The sequence below is a fragment of the Dechloromonas sp. ZY10 genome (genome assembly GCF_041378895.1).
GTDB classification, from domain to species: domain Bacteria; phylum Pseudomonadota; class Gammaproteobacteria; order Burkholderiales; family Rhodocyclaceae; genus Azonexus; species Azonexus aquae.
The window spans coordinates 2,459,866-2,482,199 of sequence record NZ_CP144212.1 but is presented as its reverse complement, the minus strand read 5'-3'; the positions used below and the strand labels follow the sequence as shown (position 1 = coordinate 2,482,199).

23 protein-coding genes are annotated in these 22,334 nt (G+C 58.9%); 19 read left to right on the top strand and 4 right to left on the bottom strand.

Annotated features, from left to right (window positions below):
* Window positions 1-80: 80 nt before the first annotated feature.
* The gene (locus VX159_RS11265) at window positions 81-926 is read right to left on the bottom strand and encodes an outer membrane protein assembly factor BamD (protein ID WP_371322985.1); all 846 of its coding nucleotides are present in this window, start codon (window positions 924-926) and stop codon (window positions 81-83) included.
* Here VX159_RS11265 and rluD point away from each other — a divergent pair.
* From rluD to VX159_RS11250, 3 genes are read left to right on the top strand one after another with little or no spacing between them, the layout of a single operon-like run.
* The gene (gene rluD / locus VX159_RS11260; RefSeq protein ID WP_371322984.1) at window positions 925-1,881 is read left to right on the top strand and encodes a 23S rRNA pseudouridine(1911/1915/1917) synthase RluD; all 957 of its coding nucleotides are present in this window, start codon (window positions 925-927) and stop codon (window positions 1,879-1,881) included. The two genes, VX159_RS11265 and rluD, sit on opposite strands and share 2 nt — an antisense overlap.
* Window positions 1,874-2,620 (top strand): peptidoglycan editing factor PgeF, encoded by a 747-nt coding sequence (gene pgeF, locus VX159_RS11255; RefSeq protein WP_371325514.1) that lies wholly within the window; start codon window positions 1,874-1,876, stop codon window positions 2,618-2,620. Before rluD ends, pgeF begins: the two co-directional genes overlap by 8 nt.
* A 55-nt stretch (window positions 2,621-2,675) precedes the next feature.
* Window positions 2,676-3,443: a ZIP family metal transporter gene (locus VX159_RS11250; protein ID WP_371322983.1), complete on the top strand. Its 768-nt coding sequence runs from the start codon at window positions 2,676-2,678 to the stop codon at window positions 3,441-3,443.
* A gap of 12 nt (window positions 3,444-3,455) precedes the next feature.
* Here VX159_RS11250 and VX159_RS11245 read toward each other — a convergent pair whose 3' ends face one another.
* Entirely contained in the window at window positions 3,456-3,674 is a 219-nt protein-coding gene (locus VX159_RS11245) for a hypothetical protein (RefSeq protein WP_371322982.1), read from the bottom strand.
* 168 nt (window positions 3,675-3,842) lie between these two features.
* Here VX159_RS11245 and phaC point away from each other — a divergent pair, with 168 nt between their 5' ends.
* The 4 genes from phaC (at window position 3,843) to bamC (ending at window position 8,582) form a co-directional block, all read left to right on the top strand.
* A complete protein-coding gene (phaC, locus tag VX159_RS11240; RefSeq protein ID WP_371322981.1) occupies window positions 3,843-5,570 on the top strand; it encodes a class I poly(R)-hydroxyalkanoic acid synthase in 1,728 nt (575 codons plus the stop codon).
* A gap of 87 nt (window positions 5,571-5,657) precedes the next feature.
* Window positions 5,658-6,401 carry an acetoacetyl-CoA reductase gene (gene phbB / locus VX159_RS11235; protein ID WP_371322980.1) on the top strand — a complete coding sequence of 248 codons (744 nt, stop codon included), beginning with the start codon at window positions 5,658-5,660 and terminating at the stop codon, window positions 6,399-6,401.
* 161 nt (window positions 6,402-6,562) lie between these two features.
* Window positions 6,563-7,441: a 4-hydroxy-tetrahydrodipicolinate synthase gene (gene dapA / locus VX159_RS11230; RefSeq protein WP_371322979.1), complete on the top strand. Its 879-nt coding sequence runs from the start codon at window positions 6,563-6,565 to the stop codon at window positions 7,439-7,441.
* Window positions 7,442-7,454: 13 nt separating this feature from the next.
* The gene (bamC, locus tag VX159_RS11225; RefSeq protein ID WP_371322978.1) at window positions 7,455-8,582 is read left to right on the top strand and encodes an outer membrane protein assembly factor BamC; all 1,128 of its coding nucleotides are present in this window, start codon (window positions 7,455-7,457) and stop codon (window positions 8,580-8,582) included.
* A 111-nt stretch (window positions 8,583-8,693) separates the two neighbouring features.
* On the opposite strand, the gene VX159_RS11220 is transcribed toward bamC, so the two are convergent.
* Window positions 8,694-8,963 carry a hypothetical protein gene (locus VX159_RS11220; protein ID WP_371322977.1) on the bottom strand — a complete coding sequence of 90 codons (270 nt, stop codon included), beginning with the start codon at window positions 8,961-8,963 and terminating at the stop codon, window positions 8,694-8,696.
* 237 nt (window positions 8,964-9,200) lie between these two features.
* Here VX159_RS11220 and rlmD point away from each other — a divergent pair, with 237 nt between their 5' ends.
* Window positions 9,201-10,496: a 23S rRNA (uracil(1939)-C(5))-methyltransferase RlmD gene (gene rlmD / locus VX159_RS11215; RefSeq protein WP_371322976.1), complete on the top strand. Its 1,296-nt coding sequence runs from the start codon at window positions 9,201-9,203 to the stop codon at window positions 10,494-10,496.
* 77 nt (window positions 10,497-10,573) lie between these two features.
* Here rlmD and VX159_RS11210 read toward each other — a convergent pair whose 3' ends face one another.
* On the bottom strand, window positions 10,574-11,266 hold the full coding sequence (locus VX159_RS11210) for a Bax inhibitor-1/YccA family protein (RefSeq protein ID WP_371322975.1): 693 nt from the start codon (window positions 11,264-11,266) through the stop codon (window positions 10,574-10,576).
* Window positions 11,267-11,401: 135 nt separating this feature from the next.
* On the opposite strand from VX159_RS11210, the gene VX159_RS11205 reads away from it, so the two are divergent.
* From VX159_RS11205 to VX159_RS11155, 11 genes are all read left to right on the top strand, one after another.
* Window positions 11,402-11,857: a CBS domain-containing protein gene (locus VX159_RS11205; protein WP_371322974.1), complete on the top strand. Its 456-nt coding sequence runs from the start codon at window positions 11,402-11,404 to the stop codon at window positions 11,855-11,857.
* A 77-nt stretch (window positions 11,858-11,934) separates the two neighbouring features.
* Entirely contained in the window at window positions 11,935-13,035 is a 1,101-nt protein-coding gene (aroC, locus tag VX159_RS11200; RefSeq protein ID WP_371322973.1) for a chorismate synthase, read from the top strand.
* 57 nt (window positions 13,036-13,092) lie between these two features.
* Window positions 13,093-13,362: a YdcH family protein gene (locus tag VX159_RS11195; RefSeq protein ID WP_371322972.1), complete on the top strand. Its 270-nt coding sequence runs from the start codon at window positions 13,093-13,095 to the stop codon at window positions 13,360-13,362.
* Window positions 13,363-13,397: 35 nt separating this feature from the next.
* Window positions 13,398-14,585: an MFS transporter gene (locus VX159_RS11190; protein WP_371322971.1), complete on the top strand. Its 1,188-nt coding sequence runs from the start codon at window positions 13,398-13,400 to the stop codon at window positions 14,583-14,585.
* Window positions 14,586-14,618: 33 nt separating this feature from the next.
* Window positions 14,619-16,025, top strand: coding sequence for a 3-isopropylmalate dehydratase large subunit (gene leuC / locus VX159_RS11185; protein ID WP_371322970.1), 1,407 nt, complete (start codon window positions 14,619-14,621; stop codon window positions 16,023-16,025).
* Window positions 16,026-16,038: 13 nt separating this feature from the next.
* Window positions 16,039-16,167, top strand: coding sequence for an entericidin A/B family lipoprotein (locus VX159_RS11180; RefSeq protein ID WP_371322969.1), 129 nt, complete (start codon window positions 16,039-16,041; stop codon window positions 16,165-16,167).
* A gap of 8 nt (window positions 16,168-16,175) precedes the next feature.
* Window positions 16,176-16,817, top strand: coding sequence for a 3-isopropylmalate dehydratase small subunit (gene leuD, locus VX159_RS11175; protein ID WP_371322968.1), 642 nt, complete (start codon window positions 16,176-16,178; stop codon window positions 16,815-16,817).
* A gap of 110 nt (window positions 16,818-16,927) precedes the next feature.
* On the top strand, window positions 16,928-17,986 hold the full coding sequence (leuB, locus tag VX159_RS11170) for a 3-isopropylmalate dehydrogenase (RefSeq protein ID WP_371322967.1): 1,059 nt from the start codon (window positions 16,928-16,930) through the stop codon (window positions 17,984-17,986).
* A gap of 51 nt (window positions 17,987-18,037) precedes the next feature.
* Entirely contained in the window at window positions 18,038-19,171 is a 1,134-nt protein-coding gene (asd, locus tag VX159_RS11165) for an aspartate-semialdehyde dehydrogenase (protein ID WP_371322966.1), read from the top strand.
* Window positions 19,172-19,360: 189 nt separating this feature from the next.
* Window positions 19,361-19,858, top strand: coding sequence for a bacteriohemerythrin (locus VX159_RS11160; protein WP_371322965.1), 498 nt, complete (start codon window positions 19,361-19,363; stop codon window positions 19,856-19,858).
* A gap of 25 nt (window positions 19,859-19,883) precedes the next feature.
* A complete protein-coding gene (locus VX159_RS11155) occupies window positions 19,884-22,328 on the top strand; it encodes a DUF3365 domain-containing protein (RefSeq protein ID WP_371322964.1) in 2,445 nt (814 codons plus the stop codon).
* Window positions 22,329-22,334: the final 6 nt, after the last annotated feature.

Sequence of the window (22,334 nt, the reverse complement as noted above, 5' to 3'; positions counted from 1 at the left end):
AGCCTTGCTTGGTGCATTAAAAAAAACGCGCGGCTTTTGGGCCGGCGCGGTTTTCGTTTGTGGGAAATCCGGTTTGGTGATTACCAGAATTTCCACCAGGCTTTGTCTTCCGCCAGTTTGCTGCTGGTGAAGCGGCTTTCAGGGAAATTCTTTTGCAAGACGCGGCTTGCGTCGTCACGCAGTTCCGGCATACCCAACCGGTCGTAGGCGGTGACCATGATCGACAGTGCTTCCTCGATGGCCGGCGCTTCCGGATAGGTCTTGATTGCAAACTGGGCCCGGTTGACCGCTGCAATATATGCTTCGCGCTTCATGTAGTAGCGGGCGACGTGAACTTCCTGTGAGGCCAGTGCATTGACCAGATAGTGCATGCGCTTGGCTGCATCCGGTGCGTACTTGCTCTTCGGGAAGCGGGCGACCAGTTCCTTGAACGTGTCGAAGGCTTCGCGGGCCGCCTTGGGGTCGCGTTCGGTCGGATCCTGCTTGCTGATGTAGCCGGCGTAACCCTGGTCTTCGTTGAAATTGATCAGGCCTTTGAGGTAGTAGGCATAATCGACGGCGGGGTGATTTGGATGCAGTTTGATGAAGCGGTCGCAGGCCGCCAAAGCGGAACCGGGTTCGCCGCCTTTCCAGTAGATGTAGCCGAGTTCCATTTGCGCCTGCTGGGCGTAGCGACCGTAGGGGTAGCGTGCCTCCAGTTTTTCCAGCAGCTTGGCGGCTTTATCCCAGCCGCCATCGGCCTGCGCATCCTTGGCTTCGGAATAGAGTTTGCTTGCCGACCAGCCGGCGGTTTCGTCGTATTTCTCATTGCTCGCGCAGCCGGCAATTAGCGCGGCGGCCAGCAGTACCGGCGCAAGCCGGAAAAAACCGGCAGCGTTGCGGCAAAACGGCGAGAAACTCCGGATTACGGCTAAACTTCGCATCATGAACGATCCTATGGAAAACTCCGGCGATTATAGCCGAACTGAACCGCTCGTCCTGAGCGTTCCCGATACCTGTTCCGGTCGCCGACTGGATCAGGTCCTGGCAGAGTTGCTGCCACAGCATTCCCGTAACCGGCTGCAGGGCTGGGTGCGTGACTCCCTGGTCAGGATTGACGGTCAGGTGGAAACTGAGCCCAAGCGCAAGTTGCATGGTGGCGAGCAGTTGTCCCTGGCCGAGCCACCCGATGCGCAGGTGCTCGCCGAGCAGCCGGAAGACATTCCGCTGGATATCGTCTACGAGGACGAATGCCTGCTGGTGATCAATAAGCCGCCCGGGCTGGTAGTACACCCGGGGAGCGGGAACTGGAGCGGAACCTTGATGAATGCGTTGTTGCACCACATTCCCGGTATTGCGGAGGTTCCGCGGGCGGGCATCGTGCATCGTCTGGACAAGGATACCAGTGGCCTGATGGTAGTTGCCAAAACACTCGAAGCGCAGACCGATCTGGTGCGCCAATTGCAGGCCCGGAGCGTGCGCCGGGTCTATCTGGCACTGGTCGCTGGCACGGTCAAGGCTGATGGCGGCGTGGACTCTCCAATTGGCCGGCATCCGGTGCAGCGGACCAAAATGGCGGTGGTGCCGGAAAGCCGTGGTGGCAAGCCGGCGCTGACCTGGTACCGCATACTCGCTTATTACCCACACTGCACTTACGTTGAATGTTCCTTGGCGACGGGGCGGACGCATCAGATTCGCGTGCACATGGCATCGATCGGTCATCCCCTCGTCGGTGATCCCGTCTATGGCAAGCCGCATGCCCGTTTGCCCGAATTTCACCGGCAGGCACTACATGCCACCCGCCTTGGTTTGCTGCATCCGCTGAGCGGTCGCTTGATGCAATGGGAGGCGCCTCCGCCCGCAGATATGCGCGAGTTGCTTGAGCGTCTCGAATATGCCTGAGGTCGATGCGGTCGATATCGGCTTGCTGATTCCTGAGTGGCCAGCCCCATCCCGGGTGCGGGCCTGGCAGACCCTGCGCACTGGTGGCTATAGTTCGGCGCCATGGGCTGGCTTCAATCTTGGTGACCACGTAGGCGATGATCCGCTGCGGGTGGCCGCCAACCGGGCTGCTTTGCGCGGGTGTCTGCCTGCTGAGCCCTGCTGGTTGCGGCAGGTGCATGGGACGCTTACGGTCGACGCGGGAAAAGCTCAGAATTTTCCGGAGGCAGATGCGTCGTGGACGCGCAGCCCGGGCGTGGTTTGCGTAGTGATGACGGCAGATTGTCTGCCGGTGCTGTTTTGTGATCGGCAGGGTACGGTGGTGGCTGCGGCTCATGCCGGTTGGCGGGGTTTGCTGGGGGGGGTGCTGGAGTCGACCGTCGCAGCCATGACTTGCGCTCCCGGTAACCTGCTGGCCTGGTTCGGGCCGGCGATTGGCCCGGAGGCATTCGAAGTCGGTGACGAGGTGCGCATCGCTTTTGTCAAGGACTCTCCCGCCGCGGCTGGCGCTTTTGTTCCCGCAGCAAAGGGAAAGTGGTTGGCGGATCTTGGCGCGTTGGCACGACAGCGATTGAATAGACTCGGGGTGACAGCGATCTATGGTGGAGGCGAATGCACCTATCACGATTCTGCACGCTATTTTTCCTACCGGCGCGATGGGCAGACGGGGCGGATGGCGACCCTGATCTGCCTGGAGTGAACGCCTGCAGTAGAAGGCGTATAATGTACGGTTACCTTTCTGACTGCGGATTTTTGTGAGCACGCTTTCCTGGATCATCGCCGTCGCCCTCGCCGGCGGCTTGTTGAGTGTTACGGCCGCAGCGGTGCTGGGAGCAACGCTTGGTGCTCAGCGGGTGGGAATGCTGATTTCCTACGCGATCGGCGCATTGCTCGGAGCCGCATTCCTGGAAATCCTGCCGCATGCTCTCGAGCATGGGGATGCGCACCATACCGCGATGACCGTGCTGTTCGGGATTCTTGGCTTTTTCGTGCTGGAAAAGCTGGTGCTATGGCGGCACTGTCATCACGACCACTGCGAGGCACATGAGGCGCAAGCAGAGGGGCATGATCACGGGCGCTCGGGGATGCTGATTCTGGTGGGGGATACCTTCCACAACTTTGTTGACGGGATTCTGATTGCGGCTGCTTTTGTTGAGAGCACAGAACTCGGAATCGTTACCGCGCTGGCCATCATTGCTCACGAAATTCCTCAGGAGGTCGGGGATTTCCTGATCCTGCTGCACTCGGGTTATAGCCGTTTCAAGGCTCTGATGTTCAATTTGCTTTCCAGTCTGGCAACCCTGGTGGGAGCCCTGCTGGCCTATTTTGCTCTGGCTGAATTGTCGGAGTGGGTTCCTTCGTTGTTGGGGATTGCTGCCGCCAGCATGATCTACGTGGCAGTCGCGGATTTGATCCCGGGGCTGCATAAACGCACTGAACTCAAGGCTACCGTGCAGCAGGTCTTGTTGATCTGCGCCGGAATTGCCTCGATCGGGGTGGTTCAGGCGTTAGTCGGTGAGTGAGGCACGGTCGGTTTACTCTTTGTGCTTGGGCTGTGCTGCAGCGGCCTGTAGCTCCCGATGCCTGCGCCGTTCGCGGCGAATCCTGCTGCCGGCAAAATAGAGAATCAATCCGCAGGGCAGGGCGCCGTAGAACAGAAAGGATACGATGCCGGCAATCAGGGTCGGCTCATTGGCGGCGACCAGCAGGGTGACATAGAGCCAGCCGATGACGATGATCAGGGAAAGGTGCATCCGCCCATTTTAGGAATTCGCCGTGCCGCCGGCAATCGGCTTCTGCCCTGTTGTGGCGTGGGGAAGGTGGGAGAGTCCGGTTGCTGCATGCAAATGCGTTGACACACTTTCGGGGGCTATGGAGAATCGAGAGGCTTAGACCCTGACGTTCACAAGGACGATGACCCCATGGCTTCCGGAGCGAACCACAACGACGCCTTTTTTGGCCCAGCCATGCAGTTTCTGCAGGCCGGCCAAGGTATGCTGCAGCAATTCGTAGATGCCCTGAGCCAGGCTGGCAACCCTAATGTGCCGCCGCTGGCGGTTGATCCGCAGTCCTTGACTGCGCTGCAGAAAAAATATTCTGAGCAGCAGCTTGCCTTGTGGCAAGCCGTGATGGGGAAGCACCAGCAACAGCCTGCTGGTGAATTTTCGGTTAGCCCCGAGCCCGGTGACCGTCGTTTTGCTGCGCCGGAGTGGCGCGAGAGCCCGGTGTATGACTATCTGCATCAGGCTTATCTGCTCAATGTTCGCTACCTGAAAGATCTGGTTGAGACCTTGCCGGCGGTGGATGACAAGGGGCGGGAAAAAATGCGCTTCATTGCCCGGCAGGTGAGCGATGCCCTGGCTCCGTCGAATTTTGCTGCGACCAATCCTGAGTTCATCAAGCTGGCGCTTGAAACCAAAGGGCAGAGCATCACGGATGGCATCAATAATCTGATCCGCGATTTCGAAAAAGGGCGGATCACGATGACCGATGAATCGGTATTCGAGATCGGCAAGAACATCGCTACTACCGAGGGGGCGGTGATTTTCGAAAATGAGGTGATGCAGCTTTTGCAGTATTCGCCGCTGACGCCTAAGGTCGGGACGCGGCCTTTGCTGGTGGTGCCGCCTTGCATCAACAAGTTTTACATCATGGATTTGCAGCCGGACAACTCGCTGATCCGCTTCATGGTCGAGCAGGGGAACACGGTTTTTCTGGTTTCCTGGCGCAATCCTCAGGAAGCGCAAGGTCAGTTGACCTGGGATGACTATCTGGAACAGGGGCCGATCGAGGCCTTGCGCGTGGTGCGTGAGATTTGCAAGGTCAAACAGGCGAATGTCCTCGGCTTTTGTGTCGGTGGGACTATCGCAACTTCCGCGCTTGCCGTGCTCAAGGCACGTGGCGATGATGCGGCGGCTTCCCTGACCTTGCTGACCACGCTTCTCGATTTCTCGGATACCGGGGAAATCGGTCTGTTTATCGATGAGAGTGCCTTGGCATCGCGTGAGCAGGCGATTGGTCAGGGTGGGTTGCTGCCGGCCCGCGACCTGCAGAATACCTTCTCGTTTCTGCGCGCCAACGACCTGGTCTGGAATTATGTGACCAACAATTATCTCAAGGGGCAGAAGCCGGCTGCCTTTGACCTGCTGTACTGGAATTCGGATTCGACCAATCTGCCGGGGCCTTTTGCCTGTTGGTACATGCGCCATCTGTATCACGAGAACAGCCTGCGTATTCCGGGCAAGTTGTCGATGTGCGGGGTCAAGGTCGATCTCGGGCAACTCGACATGCCGATTTACCTGTTGGCAACCCGCGAGGATCACATCGTGCCGTGGCAGTCGGCGTACCGGAGTACCCGTCTGCTTTCCGGGGCCTTGCGTTTCGTCCTTGGCGCATCCGGGCATATTGCCGGGGTAATCAATCCGGCGAGCAAGAACAAGCGCAGTTACTGGATTAATCCGGATGTAAAGAGCGATGCCGAGAATTGGCTGCTCGGCGCTTCCGAGCACAAGGGCAGTTGGTGGAATGACTGGGCGGCTTGGCTGCAGCCGTTGGTGGGCAAGGAACGTGCGCCGCGCGCGCTCGGTTCGAGCAAGTACAAGCCGGTCGAGCCGGCGCCGGGGCGTTATGTGCGGGCACGCGCTGTTTGATGCAGGATTCACGATTCACGACGGCCAGGGAGGCCTGGGCCGCCGGAAGTCTTTAACGCAGTAGTCACTTAATAGGAAGGAAAGTAAATGACGCAACGTGTTGCAATCGTTACCGGCGCCATGGGCGGCCTGGGTACCGCCATTTGTCAGCAACTGGCCAAGGCCGGGCACAAGGTGGTCGCGGCCTATCACCCGCAATTCGACAACAAGGAAGAGTGGCTGAAGGAGATGGCTGCTGCCGGCTTCAACGACTTCGTTTGTGTTGGCGGCGACGTGTCCGTCCTCGAAGATTGCCAGCGCATGGTTGCCGAAGCGGAAGCCGCCTGCGGTCAGGTCGACATCCTGATCAACAACGCTGGCATCACCCGTGACCGCATGTTCGCCAAGCTGGAAAAAGATGGCTGGGATGCTGTGATCGCCACCAACCTGACTTCGCTGTTCAACATGACCAAGCAGGTCTCCGCCAAGATGGCCGAGCGTGGCTTCGGTCGCATCGTGAACATCTCTTCGGTCAATGGCGTCAAGGGGCAGGCTGGCCAGACCAACTACTCCGCCGCCAAGGCTGGCGTCATCGGCTTCACCAAGGCACTGGCTGCCGAACTGGCCAACAAGGGTGTGACGGTTAACGCCATCGCTCCGGGCTATGTTGCTACCAAGATGGTCATGGCCATTAAGCCGGAAATCCTGCAAACCATCGTTGACTCGGTGCCGATGAAGCGCCTGGCCAAGCCGGAAGAAATCGGTTTTGCCTGTGCCTATCTGTGCGATGAGCTGTCCGGCTTCACCACCGGCGCCACCATCAACATCAACGGCGGCCTGTACTACCAGTAATCCACGGTCGACCTGCTGGATTCGTAAAAAAGCCCGGATTCGTTCCGGGCTTTTTCTTTGGCGCCCGAAGGTTTTGGCGGTGCGAGAAATGCCCGCTTTTGGCATTTCGCGGGGCTGAGGCTTCAGTTACAATCAAGGGATTATTTTCTTTTTGTCAGGCCATGATTACTGGATCCATTGTTGCGATTGTCACCCCGATGCACGAGGATGGCAGCCTTGATTTGAACTCCCTGCGCAAGCTGGTTGATTTTCATGTTGCCGAAGGGACTGATGGCATCGTGATCGTCGGAACCACCGGCGAATCGCCAACGGTCAGCGTTGAAGAGCATTGCGAACTGATCAAGGTGACGGTCGAGCATGCCGCCGGGCGGATTCCGGTGATCGCCGGGACGGGTGCCAATTCGACGGCAGAGGCGATCGAGTTGACCCGCTTTGCCAAGAAGGCTGGCGCCGACATGGCCCTGTCAGTGGTTCCGTATTACAACAAGCCGACGCAGGAAGGCCTTTATCGCCACTTCAAGACCATCGCTGAAGCGGTGGAATTGCCTGTGCTCCTGTACAACGTGCCTGGGCGTACCGTTGCCGACATGAGCAACGACACCATTTTGCGTCTGGCAGAAGTGCCCGGGATTGTCGGGGTCAAGGATGCCACCGGTAATTTTGATCGGGCTTGCGATCTGATTGCTCGCGCGCCGCAGGGTTTTGCTCTGTATAGCGGCGATGACATGACTTGTGTCTCGACAATCATGATGGGCTTCCACGGTAATATTTCCGTCACCGCTAACGTCGCGCCTCGTCTGATGCATGAGATGTGCGTCGCTGCGGCAGCGGGCGAGGTGGCCAAGGCGCGGGAGATTCATTTCAAGTTGCTGGGGCTGCACCGCGACCTCTTCTGCGAGGCTAACCCGATTCCGGTCAAGTGGGCCGTCGAGCAGCTCGGAATGATGCCGGGTGGTATCCGGCTGCCGCTGACAACCCTGGGCGAGGCGGGGCAGGCCAAAGTGCTGGCTGCCTTGCGCCAAGCCGGTTTGCTTGCCTGACAAGGGGTATTTGATGAAATGTCGTTTCTCCGGGGTAGCGCTGTCGCTGGTCGCCGTGATGCTGGCAGGTTGCAGCGTCTTGCCCGAGTCGAAGAAGATCGAGTACAAGTCGGCGGGCAAGGCGCCTTCGCTGGAGATTCCTCCCGACTTGTCGCAGCTGGCCAAGGATGATCGCTTTCTGGTGCCGGATATTGCCGGCAAGGGGAGTGCTACTTTCTCGGCTTATGCAGCAGATCGCACGCCGCAGGCGCAGAGCCAAAATACCGCGATTCTTCCGCAGGTTGACAAGGTTCGTGTCGAGCGTTCGGGAAATCAGCGGTGGCTGGTGGTTGGCATGCCTGCTGACAAATTATGGGATACGGTGAAGGATTTCTGGCAGGAAACCGGCTTCATCGTCTCCATCGAGCGCCCGGAAGCTGGGGTGATGGAGACCGATTGGGCGGAAAACCGGGCCAAGATTGCCGATGACATCATCCGGAATACTCTCGGCAAGCTTCTTGACTCGCTGTATTCGAGTGGTGAGCGGGACAAGTTCAGAACCCGCTTCGAGCCCGGTGCGGAACCGGGAACAACTGATATTTTCATCAGTCATCGTGGTATGGAGGAGGTTTATACCTCTTCGGCCAAGGATGAAACGCGCTGGCAGCCACGGCCGCCGGATGTCGAGCTGGAAGCCGAAATGCTGCGGCGCTTGATGGTGCGGCTGGGGACGGAAGAGAAGCGTGCCGAAGTCAGTATTGCTGCTGCCAAGGTCGAGCCGCGTGCTCGCCTGGCAAGTGCCAACGATGGTTCGGGGACGCTTGAGGTTAGCGAACGTTTTGATCGAGCTTGGCGTCGTGTCGGACTGGCGCTTGACCGGATCGGGTTTACGGTGGAAGACCGGGATCGTTCGCGGGGCTTGTATTTTGTCCGCTATGTTGACCCGGATGCCGGAATGAACAAGAAGCCCGATAGCCTGCTGTCGAAGCTTGCGTTCTGGAAGGGCAGTGAGCCAGTGGCAAATAGCCGTACACAGTATCGTATCTATATCCGCGATGGCGGTGCCGGTAGTGTGGTTCAGGTCTTGTCCAGCGAGGGTGGAGCCGATCGTTCCGAAACCGCGCGCCGTATTCTCGGATTGTTGCAGCAGCAGTTGCAGTAATCCTGCTGGCCGAATGAGATCAGAAACGGCGCCTATGGCGCCGTTTTTCTTGCCGTTCAGGCCAAGAAAAACGGGGCCGAAGCCCCGTTTTTCTTGGATGGCGAAGAAGGATTACTTCTTGGCTTCCATGCCGGCCATGCCAGCTTGCTCGGCAGGCTTAGCGGCTTCCATGCCGGCCATGCCAGCTTGCTCGGCGGGCTTGGCGGCTTCCATGCCAGCCATACCAGCTTGCTCGGCGGGCTTGGCGGCTTCCATGCCAGCCATGCCAGCTTGCGGAGCAGCAGCCGGAGCCGGGGCCGGGGCCGGGGCGGCTTCTTCCTTCTTGCCGCAAGCGGACAGGGCAACGGCGAGGAGGGCGGCGGCGAGGATAGACTTGTTCATGGGATTTCCTTATCGATAAGAAACGTAAAATGTTGAAACGTTGGGAGACCAGGAGCGACCTGATCAACGTGCGATTATAGCAATTTTTTGCAATGAGGGAATTTTCTTGTTGCATTGCAGTATGAGAAACGGCTATCCGTAAACGTATTCATTGTCGCTTGATCGGAGACTTTTCTCGTGCTTTCCGTTTGCGCGGTGAAGAGGCTTGATAAAATTTCGCCTTTTTGGGAGTCGACCGTGCCTGTCGGTGTCATCGAGTCGCTGGATCATGAGGCAAGAGGAATTGCCCGTCAGGATGGTAAAACCATCTTCGTCGATGGTGCTTTGCCGGGGGAGATGGTGGAATATGCCAGTTTTCGCCGCAAGCCGAAATACGAGCTGGCGCAACTGGTTTCCGTTCTGCAGCCGTCGAATGCCCGGGTTGTACCTCCGTGTCCGCATTTCAATATTTGCGGTGGTTGCGCAATGCAGCATGTCGACCCGGCCACCCAGGTGGCGGTCAAGCAGCGGGTGCTCGAAGATACTTTGTGGCATGTCGGACGCGTTCGCCCGGAGACGATGCTGGCGCCTGTTTATGGTGCGCCGTGGGGCTACCGGCATCGGGCTCGGCTGGGGGTGCGCCTGGTGCCCAGCAAGGGGGGGGTGCTGATCGGGTTTCACGAGCGGCGCAGTAGCTATATTGCCGACTTGCGTTCCTGTCTGGTCCTGCCTCCGCATGTTTCAGCGCTGCTTGAGCCGTTGCGTGCGTTGTTTTCGGCACTCAGTATGGCCGATCGCTTGCCGCAACTTGAGATAGCCGTGGGAGAGCACTGCACTGCGCTTTCATTGCGGATTCTGCAGTCCTTGACAGGCAATGACGAGCGTTTGCTGCGCGAATTTGCCGACCGGCATGACGTGGTTTTTTATTTGCAGCCTAAGGGGCCGGATAGCATTTACCGGTTTTATCCGCCTGAGCCGCGCCTGTCCTACACCTTGCCGGAGTTCGGCCTTGAGTTCGAATTCAAGCCCACCGACTTCACCCAGGTCAATCATACGGTCAACCGCATTCTGGTGGCGAAAGCGTTGGCCTTGCTCGACCCGAGGCCGGGCGAGCGGATTGCCGACATGTTTTGCGGCTTAGGAAACTTCACCTTGCCGATTGCCCGCCGTGGCGCCTCGGTGCTCGGTATCGAGGGTAGTCCCCGGCTGGTCGAGCGGGGGCGGGCGACGGCGCAGGCCAACGGTTTGGCGGCACAGGTCGAGTTCGGGGTGGCCAACCTGTTTGAATGTACGCCGGAGTCGCTCAAGGCGTTGGGGCATTTTGACAAAATGCTGATCGATCCGCCGCGCGAAGGTGCTGTCGAGCTGGTCAAGGCGCTGTCCGAAGATGCCCCGCGCCGTCTAGTGTATGTTTCATGTAACGCGGCGACGCTGGCACGGGATGCGGGGGTGCTTACAGCGGTCAAGGGGTATCGCCTGAAGGCCGCCGGAATTGTGAATATGTTTCCGCATACTGCGCATGTTGAATCGGTGGCGCTATTTGAGCACGACTGACGCTCTGGCTTGTGCCGCCCTGGAAAAAAGGCGACCCTTGGTCGCCTTTTTTCCAGGGATGGGCGGGGAGGGGAGGCTTAGTCGCGCTCGCCGCTGAAGGCCATGATCAGTTGCAGCAAGCTGGCAAAGACGTTGTAGATGTCGAGATAGACTGCCAGCGTTGCACTGATGTAATTATCCTCGCCACCCTGCACAATGCGGCTGATGTCATACAGGATATAGGCTGAAAAGATCATTACTACGGCTGCGGAAATGGCTAGCGACAGGGCCGGAATCTGAAAGAAGATATTGGCGACGGCGGCCAGCAGCACCACGATCATGCCGACAAACAGGAATTTCCCCATATTGGTGAAGTCGCGCTTGCTGACGCTGGCGATTCCGGCCATCGTGAAGAATATTGCGCCAGTTCCGCCGGCGGCGAGGGCGATCATGCTGCCGCCGTTGCTGAAACCGAGCGCAACCTGGAGCAGGCGCGAGAGCATCAGCCCCATGAAAAACGTGAAGGCGAGCAGCAAGGCTACGCCAAGGCCGCTGTTCTTGGTGCGCTCGATGCCGTACATGAAGCCCATTGCAATCCCCAGGAAAGCCAGGAAAGCGATGAACGGGCTACCGGCGAAGAACGAAAACTTCAGCTGGATGCCGAGCAGGGCGCCGCCTATTGTTGGCAGCATGGATAGTGCGAGCAGCAGGTAGGTGTTGCGCAACACACGATTTTGGCCTGGCGACAGGGCGATGCCTTGGCTGTTGATCGAGGGGGTGTCGTAGTTCATGGTCAGGCTCCAGGGAATTGTTTGGACGTAAGACTAGCGGAGCCGGAAATTGGTTGCAATCGTCCTGTCTTTCGCATTCCGGTTCAATGCTCTAATATGCAACGCCATTGCAATCCATTTTTGCTGGAGAGTCCGATGCAGGTTCGCGAAATTGTTCGCCTGAAGGGGGGCACGCTGTACACCACCACGCCCGAGCATACGCTGGCTTCGGCGATCGATGTGATGGCCGAGCTTGATGTCGGTTCACTGGTGGTGATGCAGGATGGCAAGATGGCGGGGATGCTGACTTTTCGCGAGGTCCTTCAGGCCTTGCATCGGCATGACCGGGCTCCTGAGGAAATCAAGGTGGGCGAGGTCATGGTTGCCGACCCGGTGACGGCTTATCCCGCGATGGAGGCCAACGAGTTGCGCCGCCTGATGATCGAGAAGCACTCCCGTTATCTGCCGGTGATGGATGGAAATACCTTGCAGGGAGTGATTTCCTTCCTCGACGTCGCCAAGGCGGTTCTCGAAGAGCAAAGCTTCGAGAACCGTATGCTCAAAAGCTATATCAAGAACTGGCCTGGCGAAGGTGAGGCCCCGGCTGCCTGAACCTGGAGGGGTCGGGCAGAAGCGGTGGGCAAGGGGCGTGATAAAATCGCCCCTTTGTTTTTTCAGGCTTTGCAATCATGTCCGGCAATACCTTTGGCACCCTCTTTACCGTCACTTCCTTTGGCGAGTCGCACGGGCCGGGCATCGGCTGCGTGGTTGACGGCTGTCCGCCCGGACTTGCGCTGAGCGCAGCCGATATTCAGCTGGAACTGGATCGGCGCAAGCCAGGGACGTCCCGCCATGTGACGCAGCGGCGTGAACCGGATACGGTTGAAATCCTTTCCGGGGTCTTCGAAGGCAAAACCACCGGCACACCGATTGCCTTGCTGATTCGCAATCAAGATCAGCGTAGCAAGGACTACGGCAATATTGCCGAGACTTTCCGGCCTGGCCATGCCGATTACACCTACACCCAGAAATACGGTTTCCGCGATTATCGTGGCGGTGGCCGCTCTTCCGCCCGAGAAACCGCCGTCCGCGTTGCTGCCGGGGCGATTGCCCGGAAATGGTTGCGCGAGCGCTTCGGGATCGAGATTCGTGGCTGGATGAGTGCGCTTGGACCGATCGAAATTCCTTTTGTGGCTGACCAAGAAATTGATGGCAATGCCTTCTTTGCACCGAATGCCGAGATCGTGCCGCAGCTGGAAACTTACATGGACGAGTTGCGCAAGTCGCTCGATTCGGTTGGGGCAAAAATTACGGTAACCGCGCGCGGCGTGCCGCCTGGTTGGGGCGAGCCGGTCTTTGACCGGCTCGATGCCGAGATTGCCTACGCAATGATGAGCATCAACGCGGTCAAGGGCGTTGAGATCGGGGCCGGCTTCGCCTCGGTTGCCCAGCGTGGGAGCGAACATGGCGATGAAATGACCCCTCAGGGCTTTGCCAGCAACCACGCGGGTGGCATCCTTGGGGGAATTTCGACTGGGCAGGAGGTCGTGGTCAATATGGCAATCAAGCCGACGTCCTCGATTGCCCAGCCGCGTCGTTCGGTCGATCGTCAAGGGCAGGCGATTGAAGTGGCAACCCATGGCCGCCATGATCCCTGTGTCGGCATTCGGGCTACGCCGATCGCCGAGGCGATGCTGGCACTGGTCCTGATTGATCACGCGCTGCGTCATCGTGCTCAGTGCGCCGATGTGCGTTCTGGCACCCCGGTGATTCCTGGCGAAATCCGTTAAACTTTACTGCAGTGAGTGAATTCAAGCTTTGTTCAGTCGTTCCAGGGAGAACACACCATGCAAGTTGAGCATCACGAGCTGCACCAGGAGTTTCCGGAGATGGTTGATGCCATCGCTGCGCTGAAGGCGGGTAATGCCCATTTCGCCCGCCTGCATGCCTCTTACCAGCGCTTGACCGGCAAGGTCGAGGATTTGGAAGAGCACGATATGCCGGTCTCCGACTTTACGCTGGAAGACATGAAGAAGCAGCGCCTGAAGTTGAAGGATGAGTTGTATCACCTGCTGCTGGCCTACCGCGCCGGCCAGCAAGCCGCGCTCGGCACCTGAGTTCCGGTACTGCGTGCGTCCGGTAGAATGGCCGGATGCACGCTTTCCCCTACTGGCGCCTGTCCGGCTATTACTTTTTCTACTTTGCATTCCTTGGCGCCTTTTCTCCTTTTTTCGGGCTCTACCTCCAGTCGCTAGCATTTTCTGCTTGGGATATTGGTTTGCTGATGTCCCAGATGCAATTGATGCGCCTGCTCGGCCCCTATGTCTGGGGTTGGCTGGCAGATCGCTATGGCCGTAGGTTGCTGATCATTCGGTTGGCAGCGTTGGCGAGTGGTCTGGGCTTTCTGAGTTTCTTCTGGTGGCAGCGTCTTGAGCCGATGTTGCTCGCGATGGCTGTGCTGGCCTTTTTCTGGAGTGCGGCGCTGCCGCTGGTCGAAGCACTGACCTTTGATCATTTGCGGGAAGAGCGGGGGCGTTACAGCCGGGTCCGGCTGTGGGGCTCGGTCGGTTTCATCGTGGCGGTCCTGGTGACCGGTGCCCTGCTTGATCACCTGCCGGCTAGCGGGGTGTTGTGGGTTTGCGCGGCGATTCTGCTTGGTATCCTGGCTTGTGCGCTGGGCTTGCCTGAGGCAAGTGTTGCTCACGCTGGGCGGGAGACGGTCGGTATCAGCGATATTCTGCGCCGCCCGCAGGTGCGGGCGCTGCTGGCGGCGTGTTTTGCAATGTCGGTTGCGCATGGTCCGTTCTACGTTTTTTTCTCGATTCATCTGGCCGATCATGGTTATGGTCGCAGTGCCACCGGCGTTCTGTGGTCACTCGGGGTGCTTGCCGAAATCGGGGTGTTCATGGCCATGGCCCGGCTCGGGCGGCGCTATTCGTTGCGGGCGATCCTGCTGTTCGCTTTTGCGGCTGCCGTACTGCGCTTTGTTTTGATGGGCTGGGGCATGGATTCATTGCTGCTGGCGGTTCTGGTGCAATTGCTGCACGGCCTGACTTTCGGGGCTTATCATGCCGTTGCGATTACCGCGATCAACCTCTGGTTTCCCGGTGCAGCACAGGCGCGTGGTCAGGCGCTCTATTCCAGTTTGTCTTTCGGCGCCGGGGGCTTGTTGGGGGCTCTGATCAGCGGCTATACCTGGACGGCCTGGGGGGCGGGCTGGACTTTTTCCCTGGCGGCGCTAGCAGCTCTGGTCGGCTACCTGTTGATTGCTCGTGGAGTCCCGGCGGTTGCTACGGTCGACGCGGCAAAAAGGCAAAAAAGCGCCGATCCTGTGCAATAATCGAACGCTTTACAGCCCCTTGTTTTGATTTTCATGGCGAAAACACTTTACGACAAGCTCTGGGAAAGCCACGTTGTCCATCAGGAGGCGGATGGCACGGCCCTGATCTATATTGACCGTCACCTGGTGCATGAAGTGACCAGCCCGCAAGCTTTCGAAGGCCTCAAGCTGGCCGGTCGCAAGCCCTGGCGCCCGTCGTCCATCGTGTCGACACCGGACCACAATACCCCGACCGATCACTGGGACGAAGGGATTAAGGATCCGGTTTCGCGCCTGCAGGTTGAGACCCTTGACGCCAACGTGCGGGAAACCGGCGCCTTGGCTTATTTCCCGTTCAAGGATCCGCGCATGGGCATCCTGCACGTGGTCGGTCCGGAAAACGGGGCGACCTTGCCGGGTATGACCGTGGTTTGCGGTGATTCGCACACCTCGACACATGGTGCCTTTGCCTGCATGGCACACGGAATCGGGACTTCTGAAGTCGAGCACGTGATGGCGACCCAGTGCCTGGTGCAGAAGAAGTCCAAGACCATGCTGATGCTGGTCAACGGTGAGCTTGGCAAAGGCGTGACCGGCAAGGATGTTGCCCTGGCAGTGATCGGCAAGATCGGTACTGCTGGTGGCACCGGCTACGCCATCGAGTTCGCCGGCAGCGCGATCCGCAGCCTGTCGATGGAAGGGCGGATGACCCTGTGCAATATGGCAATCGAAGCCGGCGCCCGCATGGGTTTTGTTGCCGTTGACGACAAAACGATCGACTATCTGCGCGGTCGTCCGTTCTCGCCGACTGGCGAAGCTTGGGACAAGGCTGTCGCCTACTGGCGGACCTTGCATTCCGACGCAGCTGCCGATTTCGACAAGGTGGTCACCCTGAACGCCGATGATATCCGTCCGCAGGTGACCTGGGGGACTTCGCCGGAGATGGTGGTGGCGGTTGATGGCCGGGTGCCAGATCCGGCGCAGGAGGCCGATCCGGTCAAGCGCGAAGGCATGGAGCGTGCGTTGCAATACATGGGTTTGCAGGCCAATACGCCGATGACCGAGATTGCCATCGACAAGGTGTTTATCGGTTCGTGCACCAATTCCCGGATCGAGGACTTGCGCGAGGCGGCAGCTGTGGTCAAGGGCAAGAAGGTTGCGGCCAACGTCAAGCTGGCGCTGGCCGTACCGGGCTCCGGCTTGGTCAAGCGTCAGGCCGAGACCGAGGGGCTGGATCAGATTTTCCTTGCTGCCGGTTTTGAATGGCGCGAGCCGGGTTGTTCGATGTGTCTGGCGATGAATGCCGACCGGTTGGAGCCGGGCGAGCGTTGTGCTTCGACCTCGAATCGCAACTTCGAGGGTCGTCAGGGCCCGGGCGGGCGGACTCATCTGGTGAGTCCCGCAATGGCCGCAGCAGCGGCTATTGCCGGGCGCTTCGCTGATGTGCGCGAGCTTTCCTGACGCGGAGACGGACATGAAAAAATTGCTTTTTGCCGTGTTGACCGTAGCAGGCCTGCTTTCGCTGTCGGCCTGCAATACGATTCAGGGAATCGGCAAGGATATTGAAAAGGGTGGCGAGGCCATCCAGCGCGCAACGAAGTAAGGAAGCCCATGGACAAGTTTGAACGTCTCGACGGACTGGTCGCGCCGCTCGACCGCAACAATGTGGATACCGATGCGATCATTCCCAAGCAGTTTCTGAAGTCGATCAAGCGTTCGGGTTTCGGCCCGAACGCCTTCGACGAATGGCGTTACCTGGATGTCGGCGAGCCCGGTCAGGATTGCTCGCAGCGCCCGAAGAACCCAGATTTCGTGCTCAATCAGGCTCGTTATCAGGGCGCCGAGATCCTCGTGACCCGTGCCAATTTTGGTTGTGGCAGCTCGCGCGAGCATGCCCCTTGGGCACTTCTGGACTTCGGTTTCAAGGCAATCATTGCCGAGTCCTTTGCCGATATTTTCTTCAATAACTGCTTCAAGAACGGCATCCTGCCGATCGTGTTGCCTGCGGCTGAGGTCGAAACGCTGGTGCAGCAGATCGCCGCGACCCCGGGTTATCGGCTGGTCGTCGATCTGCAGGCGCAGCAAGTGATTCGTCCGGACGGGCATGCGATGGCCTTCCAGATTGATCCGTTCCGCAAGGAATGCCTGCTCAATGGCTGGGACGACATCGGTCTGACGCTGCGCCATGCCGACAAGATCAAGGCCTTTGAGGATAAGCGCCGGCTTGAGCAGCCCTGGCTGTTTGCAGGTTAAGTCATTGGTTTTTTAGTTATTAGGGGCTTGAGCCGTCAGTCGCCGGGAACGCTATGGTTGGCGTTTCTGGCCGGTTCGATCCTGAGTCCTACCCACTGGATCCTGAAAATATGAAGATTTGTGTTTTGCCGGGTGACGGCATCGGTCCTGAAATCACTGCTGAAGCAGTGCGTGTGCTCAAGGCGCTCGACCTCAAGTTCGAGATGGAGGAAGCCCTCCTTGGCGGCGGTGCGGTTGACGCGACCGGTAACCCCTATCCGGAAGCGACGCAGAAGCTGGCGCGCGAAGCCGATGCCATCCTGCTCGGCGCCGTCGGTGGCCCGAAGTGGGACAGCCTGCCGCGCGAACAGCGTCCGGAGCGCGGTCTGCTCGGCATCCGCAAGGATCTCAACCTGTTTGCCAACCTGCGTCCGGCCATCCTCTATCCGGAACTGGCCAACGCTTCGACGCTGAAGCCCGAAGTCGTGGCCGGCCTTGATATCCTGATCGTCCGCGAACTGACCGGTGACATCTATTTCGGCCAGCCGCGCGGCGTGCGTGAAGAAAACGGCGAGCGCGTTGGTTTCAACACCATGGTGTACAGCGAGTCGGAAATCCGTCGCATCGCCCACGTTTCTTTCCAGGCTGCGCAGAAGCGCAACAAGAAGCTGTGCTCGGTCGACAAGATGAACGTGCTTGAATGCACCCAGCTCTGGCGCGATGTGATGATCGAGGTGAGCAAGGATTACCCCGATGTCGAACTCAGCCACATGCTGGTCGATAACGCCGCGATGCAGTTGGTCAAGGCGCCCAAGCAGTTCGACGTGATGGTGACCGGCAACATGTTCGGCGACATCCTGTCCGACGAAGCCTCGATGCTGACCGGCTCGATCGGCATGCTGCCGTCGGCTTCGCTGGATCAGAACAACAAGGGCCTCTACGAGCCGTCGCACGGTTCGGCGCCGGACATCGCCGGCAAGGGCGTGGCCAATCCGCTGGCCACCATCCTGTCCGCCGCGATGATGCTGCGTTACACCTTCAACCTTGAAGCGCAGGCTGTGCGCATCGAAGACGCCGTCAAGAAGGTGCTGGCTCAAGGTTATCGCACCGGCGACATCTACGAGCGCGGTACCAACAAGGTCGGCACCCGCGAAATGGGCGACGCCGTGCTTGCCGCGCTGGCTGCGTAAGCCAAAACCCGGCTCGCGCGTTAAATACAAGTTATATCTGGAGAAGAAGTCATGAAGAAGGTTGGTCTGGTTGGCTGGCGTGGCATGGTTGGCTCCGTGCTGATGCAACGCATGGTGGAAGAGGGTGATTTCGCCCATATCGATCCGGTTTATTTTTCGACCTCCGCCGCTGGCGGCACGGCACCGGTATTCGGTGGCAAGGAAGCCTCCCTGCCGCTGCAGGATGCGACCAACATCGAGGCCCTGAAGGCCTGCGAGATCATCATCACCTGCCAGGGTGGCGACTACACCAAGGAAGTCTTCCCCAAGCTGCGCGCTGCCGGCTGGAACGGTCACTGGATCGACGCTGCTTCGTCGCTGCGCATGGCCGATGATGCCGTGATCATCCTCGATCCGGTCAACATGAACGTGATCAAGGACTCCCTGGCCAAGGGCGGCAAGAACTGGATTGGCGGCAACTGCACCGTTTCCCTGATGCTGATGGGCCTGGGCGGGCTGTTCCAGAACGATCTGGTCGAGTGGGCCACCTCCATGACCTACCAGGCTGCCTCCGGCGCCGGCGCGCAGAACATGCGTGAACTGATCTCCCAGATGGGCGTCATCCACGATTCCGTCAAGGACCTGCTGGCCGACCCGGCTTCCGCCATTCTCGACATCGATCGCAAGGTCGCCGAAACCATCCGTTCCGACGCTTTCCCGAAGAAGAATTTCCGCAACACGCCGCTCGCCGGTTCGCTGATCCCGTGGATCGACGTGCCGTACGAAAACGGCCAGTCCAAGGAAGAATGGAAGGGCGGCGCCGAATGCAACAAGATCCTCGGCAAGCCGGCCTTCCGTTCGGCCGGTTCGATCCCGATCGATGGTCTGTGCGTTCGTATCGGCGCGATGCGCTGCCACAGCCAGGCTCTGACCATCAAGCTGAAGAAGGATGTACCGCTGGACGAAATCTCCGACATGCTCGCCAAGGCCAACCAGTGGGCCAAGGTGGTGCCGAACGATCGCGAGATTTCTGAGCGCGAACTGACCCCGGCTGCCGTCACCGGCACGCTGACGGTGCCGGTCGGCCGTCTGCACAAGATGGCCATGGGGCCGGAATATTTGGCTGCCTTTACCTGCGGTGACCAGTTGTTGTGGGGGGCTGCCGAACCGCTGCGCCGCATGCTGCGCATCCTGCTCGACGCCTGATCTCAAGGGGCATCCCTGATCAATGCCGCCTGGTTGAAAGTGCCAGGCGGCATTTTTTTATGATCGGAAGCAGCTTTTCTGCCGACGTTACCGCATTTTTCCAGTACGGCGGGACTGGTCCATTCTGCATAGCGGTATTTCGAATAAATCGGTTACATTTAGAGTGACTGCCTGGGAGCATCAAGTGCCATGACCGCCCTGACCGGACACCAAGAAATCGACCGCCAGCACGAGCGCCTGGATAGCATCATTGCGCACCTGGACTTGGTCTGCGCCAATCGCCAGGCCGGGGCTCCGGATTGCCTGAACTGCCCGGAGGCTTCATTTTCAGCCTGCAATAATCGTCTGGCCGATCTGATTGCCGATTTGCTCGGCTTCATGGTCGAGCATTTTTCCTACGAGGAAAAGCTGATGCGGTTCCTGCCCGACAGTGAGGTTTGTCGTCGCCATATTTCTGCTCATCAGCAGGCGCATGGGGAAATTTCCCGCCTGCTGAGCGAATTGACTGCCAATCTGGATCGTGACAATCCACGGCAATCGGCCCTGCATTTGCAGCACATTGCACGGGCCTGGATGGGCGGACACGCCCGCATCTTCGATTCGGTTCTGGCCAGTTCGCTTGAGGGGGCTTATGCCGTCGAGCTGGACTATGACCAGGAACTGATCCGTCTGCTGTCCAACACTTGACCCGCAGAATGCCAGGGGACTGATGATGAATCTCAAATTCAAAATCGGTTTGGCTTGCCTGGCAGTGCTGGCGCTGGTCCTGTTGTTCGAGGGATGGGCCGGCTATCGGGTAATCGAGCAGGATGTCAGGGGCGAAATGCTGCGCGATGCACGCGAAGTCCGTAGTTTGCTGATGTCGGTTCGGCGGGTTTACCACCACCAGTTCATCGAGAGCGGATTGCCGCTGACCGACAAGACCCTCGGGTTTCTCCCGGCGCATGCAATGTCGCGGATTGCGCGCGAATTTCCGAACTGGTCAGCAACCGGGATGCGCTTCAACAATGTTTCCGACCGCCCGCGCAATCCGCAAAACCAAGCGGACTCCGATGAGCTGACAGCAATGGCCTGGTTCCGGAACAACCCGCAAGCTACCGAATACACCTCTCTGATCGAGAATCGGGCGCAAGGGGATTATTACCTCTATGCAACGCCAATCTGGGTGGAAAGCTATTGCCTGCAATGCCATGGTGAGCGAGATAAGGCCCCGGAGGCCGTCAGCACGGCTTATGACAGTGCTTTTGATTATCATCCGGGAGAGTTGCGCGGGATCATGAGCATGCATTTGCCGGTGGTCGGAGTGACCCAGCGGGCGCTTGAAACCTGGCGTTCCCGGTTGATGGTCCGGTTGGCGGGCTATTTGTTGCTGCTAGGGATACTGTGGCTGGTGATCAACCGACTGGTGATTGCCAGAGTCCTGACTCTGGAGCAACTGGCGCGACGGATCGAGGATGGCGATTACGCTGCTCGTAGCCACTGGCGCAGTGACGATGAACTCGGGCAGTTGGCAGGCGCGCTGGACAGCATGGCCGATGCCATTGCCCGTCGTACTCGTGAATTGCTGCAAGTTGGCGACAAGCTGGGCAGTATTTTTCGTGCTTCGCCGGATCCGATCGTGATTACCGAACGGCTGACCGGGCGCTTTATCGAGGTCAACGAGGCATTTTCCCGGGTGCTCGGCTTTACTCGTGGAGAGGTTCTTGGGCGGACCGTGATCGAGGTCGGTTTCTGGCCGGATCCGGCAACGCGCGAAGCGTTGCTGGCGGCGCTTGGGAATGCCTCTCGCCTGAGTAATTATCGGACTCAGTGTTGCCGTCGCGGTGGTGGTCTGGTTCCCATTTTGCTATCGGTGGAGGTGCTGTGGCTTGATGGCAAGGAATGCCTGATTGCCGTTGCTCACGATATATCGGAGCAGATCGAGGCAGAAAAGGCATTGGCCAGCTATCACGGCGAGTTGGAGGGAATGGTTCGGCAGCGTACCGGGGAACTCGAAGAAGCCAGGGAAAGCGCGCTGGCGGCTGGCCGGGCCAAGGCAGCCTTCCTGTCGAATATGAGTCACGAAATCAGGACGCCGATGAATGGAATCATTGGCATGCTCCACCTGCTGCGGCGGGAGCAGCCGAGTAGTCGGCAGCTTGCCTACCTGGACAAGATTGAGCATTCGGCACGGCATTTGCTGACCATCATCAATGACATCCTCGATCTCTCGAAAATTGATGCCGGCAAGCTGAGTATCGATTACCAGCCGGTGAGTTTGCCGCAAATCTTTGCCAACGTCCGGTCGATCATTGGGGAACTTGCCGATCTCAAGCAACTGCAGGTACGCGCTGAAGTGGATCCACTGCCGGATGGGCTGGAGGGTGATGCAACGCGAATTACCCAGGGCTTGCTCAATTTCGCGTCGAATGCGGTGAAATTTACTGAGCGCGGGGAAATTTGTCTGCGTTGCCGCTTGCTTGAGCAGTCTGTGGACAGCGTGCATGTCCGCCTCGAGGTCGAGGATACCGGGCCGGGGATTGCCCCTGATGTTGTGTCGCGTCTGTTTGCTGCTTTCGAGCAGGCCGATTCCTCGACTACCCGGGTCTTCGGTGGGACCGGGCTGGGGTTGGCGATCACCCGTCAGTTGGCGTTGTTGATGGGAGGGGAGGCTGGCGTTGAAACCGAGTTGGGTAAAGGCAGCCGCTTCTGGTTTACCGTCTGCCTTAAACGGGGGTTGGCAAGCTTTCCGGCCGAGGAGGCCGGGGCTGAGAGTGAGGTCGAAGGGCCAGAGGAGCGCCTGCGGCAGCAGCATGCCGGCAAGCGCATCCTGCTGGTCGAGGATGAGCCGATCAATCAGGAAATCAGTGCCACCATCCTGCAAGACCTCGGTTTGCAGGTCACGGTTGCCGGCAATGGTCGAGAAGCCTTGCTGCAGACCGAAAACAGGCTTTTCGATCTGATCCTGATGGACATGCAGATGCCGGTCATGGACGGGCTTGAGGCGACGCGGGAGATCCGCCGGGCCGGTCTGTGCCGGAATACCCCGATTCTGGCCTTGTCTGCCAACGTCTTCATTGAAGAGCAGCGACGCTGTCTTGATGCCGGGATGAACGACTTTGTCTCCAAGCCGATTGAGCCAGCGGTACTGTTCCGCAAACTGCTGGAGTGGTTGTAAGTGCAG